14 protein-coding genes are annotated in these 15,613 nt (G+C 63.6%); 11 read left to right on the top strand and 3 right to left on the bottom strand.

The window, feature by feature from the left end:
* The first annotated feature begins 28 nt into the window (after positions 1–28).
* Both AC1RKI_RS16120 and yoaA read left to right on the top strand, forming a co-directional pair.
* Positions 29–232, top strand: coding sequence for a DUF465 domain-containing protein (locus tag AC1RKI_RS16120; RefSeq protein ID WP_061957488.1), 204 nt, complete (start codon positions 29–31; stop codon positions 230–232).
* 59 nt (positions 233–291) lie between these two features.
* A complete protein-coding gene (gene yoaA, locus AC1RKI_RS16115) occupies positions 292–2,547 on the top strand; it encodes a DNA repair helicase YoaA (RefSeq protein ID WP_492796475.1) in 2,256 nt (751 codons plus the stop codon).
* A 9-nt stretch (positions 2,548–2,556) separates the two neighbouring features.
* On the opposite strand, the gene AC1RKI_RS16110 is transcribed toward yoaA, so the two are convergent.
* Entirely contained in the window at positions 2,557–3,222 is a 666-nt protein-coding gene (locus tag AC1RKI_RS16110; RefSeq protein ID WP_490713391.1) for a response regulator, read from the bottom strand.
* 229 nt (positions 3,223–3,451) lie between these two features.
* On the bottom strand, positions 3,452–4,282 hold the full coding sequence (locus tag AC1RKI_RS16105) for an outer membrane protein assembly factor BamD (RefSeq protein ID WP_061957491.1): 831 nt from the start codon (positions 4,280–4,282) through the stop codon (positions 3,452–3,454).
* Positions 4,283–4,298: 16 nt separating this feature from the next.
* On the opposite strand from AC1RKI_RS16105, the gene AC1RKI_RS16100 reads away from it, so the two are divergent.
* Both AC1RKI_RS16100 and pgeF read left to right on the top strand, forming a co-directional pair.
* Positions 4,299–5,495 carry an RluA family pseudouridine synthase gene (locus AC1RKI_RS16100; protein WP_244787279.1) on the top strand — a complete coding sequence of 399 codons (1,197 nt, stop codon included), beginning with the start codon at positions 4,299–4,301 and terminating at the stop codon, positions 5,493–5,495.
* A complete protein-coding gene (pgeF, locus tag AC1RKI_RS16095; protein ID WP_492796280.1) occupies positions 5,482–6,300 on the top strand; it encodes a peptidoglycan editing factor PgeF in 819 nt (272 codons plus the stop codon). The genes AC1RKI_RS16100 and pgeF overlap by 14 nt, the downstream gene beginning before the upstream one ends.
* Here pgeF and AC1RKI_RS16090 read toward each other — a convergent pair.
* Positions 6,297–6,518 (bottom strand): hypothetical protein, encoded by a 222-nt coding sequence (locus AC1RKI_RS16090; RefSeq protein ID WP_061957493.1) that lies wholly within the window; start codon positions 6,516–6,518, stop codon positions 6,297–6,299. The genes pgeF and AC1RKI_RS16090 overlap by 4 nt on opposite strands.
* 318 nt (positions 6,519–6,836) lie before the next feature.
* Between AC1RKI_RS16090 and phaC the strand changes: the two genes are divergently transcribed.
* The 7 genes from phaC (at position 6,837) to AC1RKI_RS16055 (ending at position 15,542) form a co-directional block, all read left to right on the top strand.
* Complete coding sequence (phaC, locus tag AC1RKI_RS16085) at positions 6,837–8,711, top strand: class I poly(R)-hydroxyalkanoic acid synthase (protein WP_061957494.1); 1,875 nt, start codon at positions 6,837–6,839, stop codon at positions 8,709–8,711.
* A gap of 76 nt (positions 8,712–8,787) precedes the next feature.
* The gene (locus tag AC1RKI_RS16080) at positions 8,788–9,966 is read left to right on the top strand and encodes an acetyl-CoA C-acetyltransferase (protein ID WP_061957495.1); all 1,179 of its coding nucleotides are present in this window, start codon (positions 8,788–8,790) and stop codon (positions 9,964–9,966) included.
* Between the two features lie 127 nt (positions 9,967–10,093).
* Entirely contained in the window at positions 10,094–10,834 is a 741-nt protein-coding gene (locus tag AC1RKI_RS16075) for a 3-ketoacyl-ACP reductase (protein ID WP_061957496.1), read from the top strand.
* A 421-nt stretch (positions 10,835–11,255) separates the two neighbouring features.
* On the top strand, positions 11,256–11,807 hold the full coding sequence (phaR, locus tag AC1RKI_RS16070) for a polyhydroxyalkanoate synthesis repressor PhaR (protein ID WP_061957497.1): 552 nt from the start codon (positions 11,256–11,258) through the stop codon (positions 11,805–11,807).
* A 395-nt stretch (positions 11,808–12,202) separates the two neighbouring features.
* Positions 12,203–13,576, top strand: a complete 1,374-nt coding sequence (gene rimO / locus AC1RKI_RS16065) for a 30S ribosomal protein S12 methylthiotransferase RimO (RefSeq protein WP_061957498.1) — start codon at positions 12,203–12,205, stop codon at positions 13,574–13,576.
* A gap of 125 nt (positions 13,577–13,701) precedes the next feature.
* Positions 13,702–14,886: a beta-ketothiolase BktB gene (gene bktB, locus AC1RKI_RS16060; RefSeq protein ID WP_492796284.1), complete on the top strand. Its 1,185-nt coding sequence runs from the start codon at positions 13,702–13,704 to the stop codon at positions 14,884–14,886.
* Between the two features lie 125 nt (positions 14,887–15,011).
* On the top strand, positions 15,012–15,542 hold the full coding sequence (locus AC1RKI_RS16055; RefSeq protein WP_492796477.1) for a hypothetical protein: 531 nt from the start codon (positions 15,012–15,014) through the stop codon (positions 15,540–15,542).
* Positions 15,543–15,613 lie beyond the last annotated feature (71 nt).

The following is a 15,613-nucleotide window of genomic DNA, read 5'->3' as shown; positions in this document are numbered from 1 at the left end:
CCGGCGTCGATGAGCAGGGAAGCGCATCATGGATGAAAACCTCAACACGCTGGAAAGACAGATCATTGAATTGCAAATCGAGCATCGCGATCTCGACTTCCTGATCGATCGTCTGTCCGCTGACCCGCACCACGATGAGCTGCAGTTGCGTCGCCTGAAAAAGCGCAGGCTGAAGCTCAAGGACGCCATCACGCTGCTGCAGCTCCATCTGGAACCCGACGTGCCCGCCTGACATCGCTCGCGTTGCACTTTTCCTGCCCGGCGATGTGCCGCCGCAGGTATCAAAGAAAAATCCCCACCTTGCCCGATTCCAACGAAGACCTTCTTTCCGGTCACGCAGATGCATCCGAAGCGGCCGACCATGCGCCGTCGTCCGGTGACGCGCAGGCGGCGTCCGCCAAACAGGCGGCCTCGCAGTCTGCGCAGCTGGCCACGATGTTCGCCGACACCGGCACGCTGGCGACGGCGATTCCCGGCTATCGCCCGCGCGCATCGCAGCAGAAGATGGCCGAAGCGGTGGCAAAGGCCATTGCCGAGAACGACACCGTGATCGTCGAGGCGGGCACGGGAACCGGCAAGACGTTTGCGTATCTGGTACCCGCCATGCTCTGGGGCGGCAAGGTCATCCTGTCCACGGGGACCAAGAATCTGCAGGACCAGCTCTTCCTGCGCGACATCCCGACCGTGCGGCACGCGCTTAATGTGCCGGTGTCGGTGTCGCTGCTGAAGGGGCGGGCAAACTACCTGTGCCACTACCATCTGGAACGGGCTCAGGCCAATGGCCGTCTGGCGTCGAAACAGGATGCCGCGTGGCTGCGCGATATCGCGCGCTTTGCGATGACCACGTCGACCGGCGACAAGGCGGAACTGGCCGCCGTGCCTGAAAACGCGCCGGTGTGGCAGATGGTGACATCGACACGCGACAATTGCCTGGGCAGCGAATGTCCGCATTACAAAGAGTGTTTTGTGATGCGCGCGCGCAAGGAAGCGCAGCAGGCCGACGTCGTGGTCGTCAATCATCATCTGTTCTTTGCGGACGTCGTCTTGCGCGATACCGGCATGGCCGAGCTGTTACCGACCGCCAATACGGTGATCTTCGACGAAGCGCACCAGCTGCCGGAAACCGCCACGCTGTTTTTTGGCGAAACGCTGTCGACCAGCCAACTGCTGGAGTTGGCACGCGATACCGTTGCAGAAGGGTTGTCCCACGCACGCGACGCCGTGGACTGGGTGGCGCTGGGCGCGCCGCTGGAACGCGCGGCGCGCGATCTGCGCCTCGCATTCGGCAAGGACAACGCACGCATGGCGCTGGGTCAGATCGACGCCGATCCGCGCACGCGCGAGCCCTTTTATGAAACGCTCGACGCGCTGGAAGAGGCGCTGTCGGGGTTTGTCGAAGCGCTGGAATCGCAGGCCGAGCGGGCTGAGACGCTTGAGCAGTGCCATCGCCGCGCGGTGGAACTGATGCAGCGCCTGACGGCATGGCGCGACGATGGTGCGGTGGCTGCGCCGATGCCGGCGGCGCTGGCGGATCAGTCGTCGGATCAGTCGTTGGATCTGCAGTCAGGGCAGACGTCGGACCGGGCCTCGTTATCGGACGCGCCGGGAAAAAACGCCCCGGATAGTCCCCCGCCGAAACCCGTGCCGCTGGGTCCGGACACCGTGCGTTGGGTCGAGGTGTTTTCCCACACCGTTCAACTGCACCGCACGCCGCTGTCGATTGCGCCGATTTTCACGCGGCAGCGCGAAGGCCAGCCCCGCGCCTGGGTGTTTACGTCGGCCACGTTATCGGTAAAAGGCAATTTCACACACTACGCCGCGCAGTTGGGGCTCGACAAGGACCGGTCGCTGACGCTACCGAGTCCGTTCGACTATGCGAAGCAGGGTTTGTTATACGTGCCGCGCGACATGCCGCCGCCGCAGTCACCGCAGTTCACGGAAGCCGTGGTGGAAAAGGCGCTGCCTCTGATCGAAGCGGCGGGCGGCCGCACGTTCCTGCTGTGCACCACGCTGCGCGCGGTGCAGAAGGCGTCCGATATGCTGTACGACCTGTTCGCCGAGCGCGGTATCAGTCTGCCGCTGTTGGTGCAGGGGCAGGCCAGCCGTACTGAATTGCTCGATCGCTTCCGGCAACTGGGCAATGCGGTGCTGGTGGGAAGCCAGAGTTTCTGGGAGGGTGTGGACGTTCGCGGCGAGGCATTGTCGCTGGTCATCATCGACAAGTTGCCGTTTGCCCCGCCCGACGATCCCGTTTTGGCGGCGCGGATGGAAGTGCTGCAAAAGAAGGGGCTGAGCCCGTTTGCCGTTCATCAGTTGCCGCACGCGGTCATCACGCTGAAACAAGGCGCCGGACGCTTGATTCGATCGGAGTCCGACCGCGGCGTGTTGGCGATCTGCGATACGCGGCTCGTGGAAAAACCTTATGGCCGGCAGATCTGGCAGAGTCTTCCGCCGTTTACCCGCACGCGCGAAGCCGATACGGTGATCCGTTTTCTGACAGACCTGCGCAAGCCGGCGATCGAGCTGGAAGGGCGGGATCCGGACTGAGGCGCGCGCCTACCCGAGCCCATTGCCCGCGGCGTAGCGGCAGAGCTCGGCATCGCTGCGAAGGCCGAGCTTGTCCATGGCGCTTCGCTTGTGCGTGCTGATCGTCTTGATGCTGCGGCGCAGTTGCACGGCGATGCCGGATACTGGCAGGCCGCTTGCATACAAGCGAATCACTTCGAGCTCGCTCGGACTCAATGCCCTTGCCGGCATGCCGGGCGCACGCGCATCGCCAAGGCGGGCCATTTCCTTTTGCGTCGCCTTGCCGAGATAGATCTTGTCCTTCGACGCCAGATCGATGGCGGCAGGCAGTTCCCCCATGTCGCTGCGCTTGTTGAGCACGCCCATCACGCCTTCCTGAAGCATGCTGTTCATCAACGCCGGATTGGCAAGCCCGGTCAGCACGATGGTCTTGACCTCCGGGAATTTGCGCCGGATGACGCCCAGCATCGCGAGTCCGTCGGAAACGCGCTCCTCCGGCATATGAAAATCGGTGATCAAGACATCGCAGCCCACATCGGCAAGCCGCGCGAAGAGCGATTCGGGACCCAATGCATCGCCAACGATCTTGAAGCGCGTCAGCGAAGACAGGACAGAGCGCACCCCCATCAGGATCAGCGGGTGGTCATCGGCAACGAGTAGGCGAATCACGATCGGGTCCGTTTGACGTGGGGCCATGAAACTACCCGAAGTCCGCCCGCATCGGCATCGGCAAATGCTGAATCTCGTATCCGGATCGACGGCCTTTCGTCTGCGCAGACCGCGCGCTCGGACTGGGGTGCGTCGGCGCCCAAAGCAAAACACCCCAAAACCGCGCGCGGCTTTGGGGTGCTGAGGAGGCGAGACACTTGCGAAAAGTCGGATCAAGGCGGCGACGCAGGTTTGTCGGCCGCCGATGCTCAGCCGCCTAGAACACTTCCCACCAGGACTTGTCCTTGCGGCGCTGGCCGTATTTGATGAAATCGCTGTTCGGGTAGTTGCGCTCCATCACGCGCGCCGCGTCGTCGCGCAGATCCTTCATGCCCAAGGCGTCGTACGACCGGACCATGATGTAGAGCGCTTCTTCGTTGGCCGGCGCGCCGTCATAGTCCTTGAGCGACTGCTGCGCGCGGTTCACCGCGGCCAGATACGCGCCACGACGATAGTAGTAACGCGCAGCGTGCACCTCGTGCTGGGCCAGCGAGTTGACGATGTACTGCATGCGCAGCGTCGCGTCGGGCGTGTACTTGCTGTCCGGATAGCGTGTGACCAGAGTCTGGAACGCGTCATAGGCGGCGCGGGCAGCCTTGGGATCGCGTTCGCTGAGATCCTGGCCCGAGAACCGGCCCAGCCAGCCCAGGTTGTCATTGAAATTGATCAGGCCTTTGAGGTAATAGGCGTAATCGATGTTCGGATGACTCGGGTGGAGCTGGATGAAGCGGTCCACGGCAGCCAGCGCGGCAGCCGTCTCGCCATCCTTGTAGTTGGCGTAGGCGGTGTCGATCTGCGCCTGCTGCGCAAAGCGGCCGAACGGATAGCGGCCCTCGAGCTTTTCGTAAAGCTTGACAGCGCGGGTATAGTCTCCGCCGTCGAGAGCATCCTTTGCTTCCGAATATAATTTGTTCGCTGACCAGCTGGCGGTTTCGTCCGGCTGGTCTCCCAGCAGGCCGCATGCAGACAGCATAAGGCAGCCGCCTGCGAGCAAAATCGCTCCAAATTTCGCGCGCCAATCAGCGCGTTTCATGCTCTGCAATTGCATGGGCAACCTGTTCCGGATGAAAAAAAATAGCGCCAAGCATTATAGCCGAACCCCCAGTGCCGAAACCGGTCTGGAACGCCACATCGAATCCGCCGAGGAAATTGACCTCGTATCGGAGGATCTGGACGATCCGATCGACGACGGCCGCGAGTTCAACGACGAGGTGCCGGCAACGGCGCCCGCGGCGCCCGACCTGGTGCCGATGTACCTCGAGGTCGATAGCGCCGGACATGGCGAGCGGCTCGACAAACTGCTAGCGCGACACTTTAGCGAATTTTCGCGCAGCCGCATCCAGCAATGGATCGAGGACGGCGCGGTGCGCGTCGATGGCGAGCCGAGCCGGGCCAAGGCGTCGGTCCAGATGGGGCAGCGGATCGAGATCCGCCCGCAGGCCGCGCCGGAGTCGATGGCATTCACGGCCGAAGACGTGCCGCTGGACGTGCTCTATGAAGACGACGCGCTGCTGGTCATCAACAAGCCGGCCGGTCTGGTCGTGCATCCCGCCGCGGGCAACTGGAGTGGCACCGTGCTCAACGGCCTGCTGCATCGGGATCCGCACGCGGCGCGGTTGCCGCGCGCCGGGATCGTGCATCGGCTCGACAAGGAAACCTCCGGCCTGATGGTGGTGGCGCGCACGCTGACCGCGCAGACAGACCTCGTGCGGCAGCTTGCCGCGCGCACCGTCAAGCGGACCTACCTCGCGCTGGTCTGGGGCGAGACGCCCGATGAAGGCACCATCGATGCGCCGATCGCCCGCGATCCGCGCGAGCGCACGCGCATGGCCATTGTGCACACCAACAGCGGCAAGCCGTCGCGTACGCACTTCGAAACGCTCGGCACCGTGCCGCTGGGACGCTCGAAGGTGTCGATGGTGATGTGTCAGTTGGAAACCGGACGCACGCATCAGATCCGCGTGCATTTCGAATCGATCGGCCATCCGCTCGTGGGCGACCCGGTCTATCACAAGGCCACGCAGCGCGGGCAGCGTCCGGCCGTGCGGGTGCCGCTTCCCGTGCCGTTCACGCGCCAGGCGCTGCATGCCTACAAGCTGGGCCTCGTGCACCCGGTGACGGGCCGCAAGATCTCATGGGAAGCCGAGGCGCCCGAGGATCTTCAGGCGCTGATCGACGCGCTCGATTTCGATGGCCAGGAAGACGAGGACGAGGACGACGAGCCCGAATGGTACGAAGGGGAAGCCGATGACGACGACTGACAAGTCGCCCTGGATCGTGCCTGATTGGCCGGCGCCGGCCCGGGTGCGCGCGCTGTCGACCACGCGGCGCGGCGGGGTCAGCGTGGCGCCGTATGGGCTGGCAGATGGCCGCCCCGGCGGCCTGAATCTGGGCTCGCATGTGGGCGACGATCCCGCAGCCGTCGCGGCAAATCGCCGGATTCTGGCCGGACACCTGCCGGCCATGCCGCATTGGCTCGACCAGGTGCATGGCTGCGGGGTGGTGACCGCCGACGAGGCCGCCGATGGCGCGGACAGTTCGGATGGTGCGGACGGCGTGCCGCGCGCCGACGCCAGCATCGCCACGTCGCCCGGGCGGGTTTGCGCGATCATGACGGCGGATTGCCTGCCGGTCCTGCTTTGCGACACCGCGGGCCGCGTCGTCGGCGCGGCGCATGCCGGCTGGCGGGGACTGTGCGATGGCGTGATCGAGGCCACCCTGGCGCGGATGGCCGAACGGGTCGGGGCCGATGCCGAATGGCTGGCGTGGCTGGGCCCGGCCATCGGCCCGGACACATTCGAAGTCGGTCCGGAAGTGCGCGATGCGTTCCTGCAGCGTGCGCAGCCGGCGGAACAGGCCGGGGTCGACGCTGCCTTCCGCGCCGGGAATGCGGGAAAGTACCTCGCCGATCTCTACGCGCTGGCGCGCATTCGTTTGTCGCGGGCCGGATGTACCCGGGTGTTTGGCGGCGGCGCCTGCACGGTCAGCGATGCGGAGGATTTTTTCTCCTATCGCCGCGATCGGACGACCGGCCGCATGGCCACCCTGGTCTGGCTCGCCGCCTAGGCGCCGGCGTCGGGATCGCTGGGCGCCGCTGCGGCCTGCTCGCGCGCTTCCGCGGCCTTGCGCCGGCGCCGCCGACCCGGCGTGCCCATTATGTACATCAGGATCGACACGGGTACGAGGCCGTAGAACACAAACGTCGCCGCGCCGGCGACGATGTTCGTCTCGGTAATGGCCATCATCATGGCGACGTAAAGCCACCCAATTGCCACGATATACATCGGACTTTCATCTCGCTGGTGTAAGGGTTGCAGGGCGCGGTGTGCGGCTTTTGGCTACCGTCCGGTAGGTCAGTCCTGGCGGGCCGGGGCGCGCCGTGCCAATGCGGATTTCCGCATTGACAGTCTCTCCATAGCAAGGCAACAATGCCTTCAAATGTATCGGAACCGAGGAAGTCTTCCAGGGTTTCGCCGGCAAGCATAGCGTAAGAGGCAAGTCGCCCTGGGCGGCCTGCGAACGCAACCCGGATTCGGGGCGGGTCGGGAGACAGTTACCCCGAGCCCGTCATCCATCACGACTGGCAGAGAGACGATTACATCATGGCGACCGGCAAAGGTGCGGCAGCTTCCAATCAGGAAGGCAAGTCCCAACCGTTTCAGTTTGCGCCGGGGCCATTCGATCCAGCCGCATGGCTGGAGTGGTCCCGTCAGTGGATGCCTGAAAGCATTGGAGAGCTGCCGTCAGGCTTTCCCGCCGGCTTGGCTGGCGCACCTTCCAATGGCTTCCCAGGTGGCGACGTGCTTGCCAAGGCGTTCCAGCACGTCTTGCAGGGCAACGGCGCCAATGGTGCGATCAAGATCGAACCGACCCAGCTGGCGCAGATCCAGCAGCGCTATCTGAAGGACTTTGCCGACCTCTGGCGCGAAATGGGCGAGGGCGCCGTGGCGGCCGCGGCCAGGCCCGGCGCCGATGCCGACCATGCCAGCCAGCGCCTGTCCGACCGGCGCTTTGCCAGCCCGGCGTGGCGCAACAATGCCTCGTATCGCTACACCGCGGCGTTCTACCTGCTGACCGCACGCGCCATGACGGAGCTGGCCGATGCCGTACAGGCCGATCCCAAGCTGCGCCAGCGCATCCGGTTTGCCGTGTCGCAATGGGTCGATGCAATGTCCCCGGCCAACTTCCTGGCGACCAACCCCGAAGCCCAGCAGCGTCTGATCGAATCGGGCGGAGAATCGTTGCGCAATGGCGTGCGCAACATGCTCGAGGATCTGGGGCGCGGAAAGATTTCGCAGACCGACGAAACCGCCTTCGAAGTTGGCCGCAATGTGGCGGTGACGGAAGGGGCCGTCGTTTACGAAAACGAGTACTTTCAACTGCTGCAGTACAAGCCTCTGACCGAAAAGGTCTATGCACGGCCATTGCTGCTGGTGCCACCGTGCATCAACAAGTTCTACATTCTTGACCTGCAGCCCGAAAGTTCGCTGGTGCGCCATGCCGTGGAGCAGGGGCACACCGTGTTCCTGGTGTCGTGGCGCAATCCCGATGCGACGATGGCCGAGCGAACCTGGGATGACTACATCGAGCACGCCGCCATTCGCGCGATAGAAGTGGCGCGTGACATCAGCGGGCTGGACCAGATCAATGTGCTTGGGTTCTGCGTGGGCGGCACGATCATTTCCACCGCGCTGGCCGTGCTGGCGGCGCGCGGCGAACGCCCGGCCGCCAGCCTCACGCTGCTGACCACGCTGCTCGATTTCGCCGACACTGGCATTCTCGACGTCTTCGTCGACGAAGCCCACGTGCAATTGCGCGAAGCCACGCTGGGCGGCGCGGCCGGTGCGCCTTGCGGTCTGCTACGCGGCGTCGAGCTGGCCAACACGTTCTCGTTCCTGCGCCCGAACGACCTCGTGTGGAACTACGTCGTCGACAACTATCTGAAAGGCAACACGCCTGTCCCGTTCGACCTGCTGTTCTGGAACGGCGATGCCACCAATTTGCCGGGGCCCTGGTATTGCTGGTACCTGCGGCATACGTATCTGCAGGACGAACTCAAGGTGCCGGGTAAGCTCTCGGTGTGCAATTCACCGGTGGATCTGGGCGCGATCGATGTGCCGACCTATCTCTATGGTTCGCGCGAAGATCACATCGTGCCATGGACCGCGGCCTACGCATCGACGGCGCTGTTGAAGAACAAGCTGCGTTTCGTGCTCGGGGCATCGGGCCATATTGCCGGCGTCATCAATCCTCCGGCCAAGAACAAGCGCAGCCATTGGACCAACGACGCGCTTCCGACGTCCGCGCATGACTGGCTGGCCGGCGCGCAGGAACATCGCGGCAGCTGGTGGCCCGACTGGATGAGCTGGCTTGGCAAGCACGCCGGCCAGAAGCGTGCCGCGCCCACCAGGTTCGGCAATGACCATTACAAGGCTATAGAACCAGCCCCCGGCCGCTATGTGAGGCAGCGCGCATGAATTGCACAAGGGTCGGCGGACGTCCGCCGGCCAGCTTTGCATCCATCATCGAATCGCTTTCTTAAAAGGATCTCAAATGACTGACATCGTCATCGTTTCCGCAGCCCGTACCGCCGTAGGCAAGTTCGGCGGGTCCCTGGCAAAGATTCCGGCGCCGGAACTGGGCGCCATCGTGATCAAGGCCGCGCTCGAGCGCGCCGGTGTGAAGCCCGATCAGGTCAGCGAGGTGATCATGGGCCAGGTGCTGACGGCAGGGTCGGGGCAGAACCCGGCGCGTCAGGCGTCACGCAAGGCCGGGCTGCCCGACATGGTGCCGGCCATGACCATCAACAAGGTGTGCGGATCGGGCCTGAAGGCGGTGATGCTCGCCGCGAATGCGATCCTGGCGGGCGAGGCCGAGATCGTTGTGGCTGGCGGCATGGAAAACATGAGCGCCGCGCCGCACGTGCTGCCGGGATCGCGCGACGGTTTCCGGATGGGCGACGCCAAGCTGATCGACTCGATGATCGTCGACGGCCTGTGGGACGTCTACAACCAGTATCACATGGGCATCACGGCCGAAAACGTCGCCAAGGAATACGGCATCACGCGGCAGGCGCAGGACGAATTTGCCGTGGGCTCGCAGAACAAGGCCGAGGCCGCGCAGAAGGCCGGCAAGTTCGACGAGGAAATCGTTCCGGTGATGATTCCCCAGCGCAAGGGCGATCCGGTCGCGTTCAAGACCGACGAATTCGTTCGTCACGGCGCCACGCTAGAGAGCCTGGCGGGCCTCAAGCCGGCTTTCGACAAGGCCGGTACGGTCACCGCCGCCAACGCATCGGGGCTGAATGACGGCGCCGCCGCGGTGGTGGTGATGTCCGCCGCCAAGGCCCGCGAGCTGGGCCTGACGCCGCTGGCGACGATCAAGGCGTACGCCAATGCCGGCGTCGATCCGGCCGTGATGGGCATGGGCCCGGTTCCGGCCAGCAAGCGCTGCTTGTCGCGCGCGGGCTGGGAGGTCAAGGACCTGGATCTGATGGAAATCAACGAGGCATTCGCTGCGCAGGCGCTGGCCGTTCATCAGCAGATGGGCTGGGACCAGTCGAAGATCAACGTGAACGGCGGTGCCATCGCCATCGGCCATCCGATCGGCGCATCGGGTTGCCGTATTCTGGTGACCTTGCTGCACGAAATGAAGCGTCGGGATGCAAAGAAAGGCTTGGCTTCGCTGTGCATCGGCGGCGGCATGGGTGTTGCACTGGCGGTTGAGCGATAAGAAAGTGCACGCCCGCAAGTGAGGGGCATTGCCGGCAGCGGCGGCCGAGGTACGCCGCTGTCGGCTTCTAAAACAACGACGCTAAGCATCGATAAGACAAATCGAGCGAGCCAACCCAGGAGTAGATATGACTCAGCGCATTGCATATGTGACCGGCGGCATGGGCGGCATCGGGACTGCCATTTGCCAGCGTCTGGCCAAGGACGGCTTCAAGGTGGTGGCCGGTTGCGGCCCGAATTCCCCGCGCCGCGAGAAATGGATCGAGCAGCAGCGCGCGCTCGGCTTCGAGTTCGTGGCTTCGGAGGGCAATGTTGCCGACTGGGATTCGACCAAGGCCGCGTTCGACAAGGTCAAGGCCGAGCTGGGCGAGGTCGACGTGCTGGTCAACAACGCCGGCATCACGCGTGACGTGGTATTCCGCAAGATGACCCGCGCGGACTGGGACGCCGTCATCGACACCAACCTGACCTCGCTGTTCAACGTCACCAAGCAGGTGATCGACGGCATGGCCGACCGCGGCTGGGGCCGGATCATCAACATCTCGTCGGTCAACGGCCAGAAGGGCCAGTTCGGACAGACCAACTACTCGACCGCCAAGGCCGGGCTGCACGGCTTCACGATGGCGCTGGCGCAGGAAATGGCGACCAAGGGCGTGACCGTCAATACGGTGTCGCCGGGCTACATCGCCACCGACATGGTCAAGGCGATTCGCCAGGATGTGCTCGACAAGATCGTCGGCACGATTCCGGTCAAGCGTCTGGGCGAGCCGTCGGAAATTGCTTCGATCTGCGCGTGGCTGGCTTCGGACGAATCGGGTTTTTCGACCGGCGCGGACTTCTCGCTGAACGGCGGCCTGCACATGGGCTGATGGGCACGTGAGCGATGCGGTGCGTCGTTGATGCGGCGCACCGAGCGCAGTGCACAAGCGCGGGTCGCATGCGGGCCCGCGTTCGTATTTTTAGAAAGCACTAGCTGGATCGAGCCCCTCGCGGCGCCAGTTTTCTCGCGTCAGGTGCGCTTTTGCTGCGGGTTTTCCTTAAACCCGGCCGTCTTTCCATAGTGCTTTCTTGAGCATAGAATCAGGGCAATGGCGCAACCGGCACCAAAGTAGAGCGCTCTACACGGGTCTGGTCCGGTTGTTTCTTGTGCGCCTGCGGCAGGATTTCACGCGGAAATGACGCCTCATTGCGCACTGCACCGCATGCGGTGCAGCAGTAAGAGAGCGATGCCGCAGCAGCGGATTGCCGGTGTCCGTCCGGCATCAGCGACGACAAAAGGATAGAGCACCGATGGCCACGACCAAGAAAGGCGCAGAGCGACTGATCAAGAAGTATCCGAATCGCCGGCTCTACGACACGCAAACCAGCACCTACATCACGCTGGCGGACGTCAAGCAGCTGGTCATGGATACCGAGGACTTCAAGGTCGTTGACGCCAAGTCCGGCGAGGAACTCACCCGCAGCATCCTGTTGCAGATCATCCTGGAAGAAGAAACCGGCGGCGTGCCGATGTTCTCGAGCGCGATGCTCTCGCAGATCATCCGTTTCTACGGTCATGCCATGCAAGGCATGATGGGCACCTATCTGGAAAAGAACATCCAGGCCTTCATCGATATCCAGAGCAAGCTGGCGGAAAACTCCAAGGGCCTGTACTCGGGCGAGGCGTTCAGCCCTGACATGTGGTCGCAGTTCATGAACCTGCAGGGGCCGATGATGCAGGGCATGATGAGCAACTACATCGAGCAGAGCAAGAACCTGTTCGTCCAGATGCAAGAGCAGATGCAGAACCAGGCCAAGAACATGTTCGGCACGTTCCCCTTCAATCAGCCCGAGAAGAAGTAGCCGCGCCAGGTTGGCAAGCGAATCCGAGGCCCTGCACATGCAGGGCCTTTTTGGTTGCGTCGCTGCCACGGCTTGTTGTGGTTGCGTGGCAATTTGCCATATTCGCGATGCACTGAGCCGATGCGAAAGACTTCGACAGTGCTGGTGTGATCCAATCGTTCAGCGTTCTCGTTGGGCGCTTGCACGAACCTGCGCGGCCACTCGCAACCACTCTCCCATGGGCGCGATGATCTGCCGGGCGTCGAGACGCGAGCCAACTTGGCGTTGCCGGGTTAAAATTGCCGCCTTTTACGGCAACAACGGCGCCCGGCAGGCTCGCCGGATGCCGTAGCCCAACGAGGCGCGCCACCGGGGACGGTAGGAAGCGTCCGGACCTCCCACATTTGCGGTGCCCCATGTCGTCTGAAACCAATTTGTCCAACTCCGCGCCAAAAGTCGGCTTTGTCTCACTTGGCTGTCCCAAGGCCCTGGTCGATTCCGAGCAGATCATTACCCAGCTGCGTGCCGAAGGCTACGCCATCAGCGGAACCTATGACGGCGCGGATCTCGTAGTGGTCAACACTTGCGGCTTCATCGATGAAGCGGTGCAGGAAAGCCTCGACGCCATCGGCGAGGCGCTGACCGAGAATGGCAAGGTGATCGTGACCGGCTGCCTCGGTGCAAAGAAAGACGCGGCGGGTCAGGATGTGGTGACGTCGGTGCATCCAAAGGTGCTGGCTGTCACGGGCCCCCATGCGCTGGGCGAGGTCATGCAGGCCGTGCACACGCACCTGCCCAAGCCGCATGATCCGTTTACCGATCTGGTGCCGGCAGCCGGCATCAAGCTCACACCGAAGCACTACGCATACCTGAAGATTTCGGAAGGATGCAATCACCGGTGCTCGTTCTGCATCATCCCGTCGATGCGTGGCGACCTCGTGTCGCGTCCCGTCGCCGAGGTCATGCTGGAAGCGGAAAACCTCTTCAAGGCCGGGGTCAAGGAATTGCTGGTGATTTCCCAGGACACCAGCGCCTACGGCGTGGATGTGAAATACCGCACGGGGTTCTGGGACGGCCGTCCGCTCAAGACGCGCATGACCGAGCTGGTGGCGGCGCTGGGCGAACTGGCCAGCCAATACGGTGCGTGGGTGCGCCTGCACTACGTTTATCCGTACCCGCACGTCGATGAAATCATCCCGCTGATGAACCAGGGCAACGTGCTGCCCTACCTCGATGTACCGCTGCAGCACGCGCATCCCGATGTCCTCAAGCGCATGAAGCGCCCGGCCAATGCCGAAAAGACGCTCGACCGCATCCGCGCGTGGCGCGCCATTTGTCCCGACCTGACCATCCGCAGCACCTTTATCGCCGGATTCCCGGGGGAAACGGAAGCCGAGTTTCAGACCCTGCTCGATTTCATCGCCGAAGCCGAGCTGGATCGCGTGGGCTGCTTTGCCTACTCGCCGGTGGAAGGTGCGACCGCCAACGATCTGCCGGGCGCATTGCCGGACGAAGTTCGCGAGGAGCGCCGTGCAAGGTTTATGGAAGTGGCCGAGGCGGTGTCCGCGCGGCGCCTGCAGCGCAAGGTCGGCCAGACGCTGCGCGTGTTGGTCGACGAGGTGAATCAGGATGGTGGCATCGGCCGGTCGTCCGCGGATGCGCCGGAGATCGATGGTCTGGTTTATATCGATCCGGCCGCCAAGACGTCGCAACGCTACAAGACCGGCGATTTCGTCAACGTGAAGATTACCGGCGCCGACGGTCACGATCTGTGGGGTGAAGTGGCCTGAAGGCATCACTCGGTGGGGCGGGCTCGGCCCGTCACCTGTCTGCACAATTAGGTAAAAGTACGGTCGTTCGTTTTTCTTGCCCGGGGTCTATACTGTGCACCGCAACATAACGCATGGAGACAGACATGACGCGTGAAGTAGTGGTTGTCAGCGGTGTACGCACCGCCATCGGTACCTTTGGCGGCAGCCTGAAAGAGCTGGCGCCGACCGAACTCGGAGCCCTCGTTGTCCGCGAGGCGTTGGCGCGCGCGAGCGTATCCGGCGACGACGTCGGCCACGTGGTATTCGGCAACGTGATTCAGACCGAGCCGAAGGACATGTATCTCGGCCGCGTCGCCGCAGTGAACGGCGGCGTATCGATCAACGCGCCGGCCCTGACCGTGAATCGGCTGTGCGGGTCCGGCCTGCAGGCGATCGTCAGCGCTGCCCAGACCATCCTGCTCGGCGATGCCGACGTGGCCATCGGCGGCGGCGCGGAAAGCATGAGCCGGGCGCCGTATCTGGCGCCCATGGCCCGCTGGGGTTCGCGCATGGGCGATGCCAAGCTGATCGACATGATGCTCGGCGCGCTGCACGATCCGTTCCACAGCATTCATATGGGCGTGACGGCCGAGAATGTCGCCAAGGAATATGACATCTCGCGGCAGCAGCAGGATGAAGCTGCGCTGGAATCGCATCGCCGCGCGTCTGCAGCGATCAAGGCCGGATATTTCAAGGATCAGATCGTTCCCATCACGTTGAAGTCCCGCAAGGGCGATGTGGTGTTCGATACCGACGAGCACGTGCGTCACGACGCGACGATGGACGACATGGCCAAGCTCAAGCCGGTGTTCGCCAAGGAAAACGGGACGGTCACGGCCGGCAACGCGTCGGGACTCAATGACGCCGCTGCCGCCGTGGTGCTGATGGAGCGTGCCGAAGCCGAGCGACGTGGCCTCAAGCCGCTGGCACGGCTGGTGTCTTATGGCCACGCTGGCGTGGATCCGAAGACGATGGGCATCGGGCCGGTTCCGGCGACGAAGATTGCGCTGGAGCGCGCAGGGCTGTCCGTCAAGGATCTCGACGTCGTCGAGGCTAACGAGGCGTTCGCCGCGCAAGCCTGTGCGGTTACCAAGGCGCTGGGCCTGGATCCGGCCAAGGTCAATCCGAATGGCTCCGGAATTTCCCTGGGCCATCCGATCGGCGCGACAGGTGCGCTGATCACCGTGAAGGCCTTGCATGAGTTGCAGCGCGTGCAAGGACGCTATGCGCTGGTGACGATGTGCATCGGCGGCGGGCAGGGGATTGCCGCGATCTTCGAGCGCGTCTAAAGTCCTGTTGCCCCATTTGCCGAAGGAAGGCTGTCTTGTTCCGTTTTGCCCCGTTTCGATCGCGGTGTTTGGTGATAATCGCGACAATTCTCTCGCTTCCCGCCGCTGTGCTGGGGGCCGACGAGATGGTGTCGACCGGGGAAGGACAGGGCAGCGCCTTCGGCATCAACGACGCCATCCGCGCGGGAGAAGCCAGGCGCGGCACCTCGCTTTCCACCGGGCCGGCGCGCCCACTACTACCGCGATCGGAATATGCGAATTATCCGGTCTATGTCGGCACGGTTGGGGACAAGCCCGTAAGAATGCGCGTGGCGCCGAAGTCGGACACACGAGACAGTCTGCAAGGCGAATACACGATCGGCGACGGCAAAAGTGTGCGGCTGTTATCGGGCGAATGGGACGATGGCAGCTTCCTGATGGAAGAGTCCGACGACGGCACGCGTGTTTCCGGCAATTGGGAAGGGCAGATCGACCAGAATGGCGCTGTGCGCGGCACGTGGACCGATGCATTTGATCCGTCCATCGTGCTGCCGTTTTTCATTCGCCCGTCTGGAGGCAATCTCGTGATCCCGCCGTTCGACATGCGCGCGGGCAGCGGCGTCACCTACGCGCCGCCACCGCCCAAGTCGTCGATTTCCACGGGAACGACGCGATAGCCGCGTGCCCCGCGCAAAGCGACCACCTGCGGCTCCGTAGGCGCTGATCGTTGCGCGATCTGGTGCGCCAG

It is taken from the genome of Cupriavidus sp. GW822-FHT06G04, from assembly GCF_058799075.1.
Note: the sequence above shows the minus strand (reverse complement) of the source record. Positions and strands in the feature narration are given on the sequence as shown.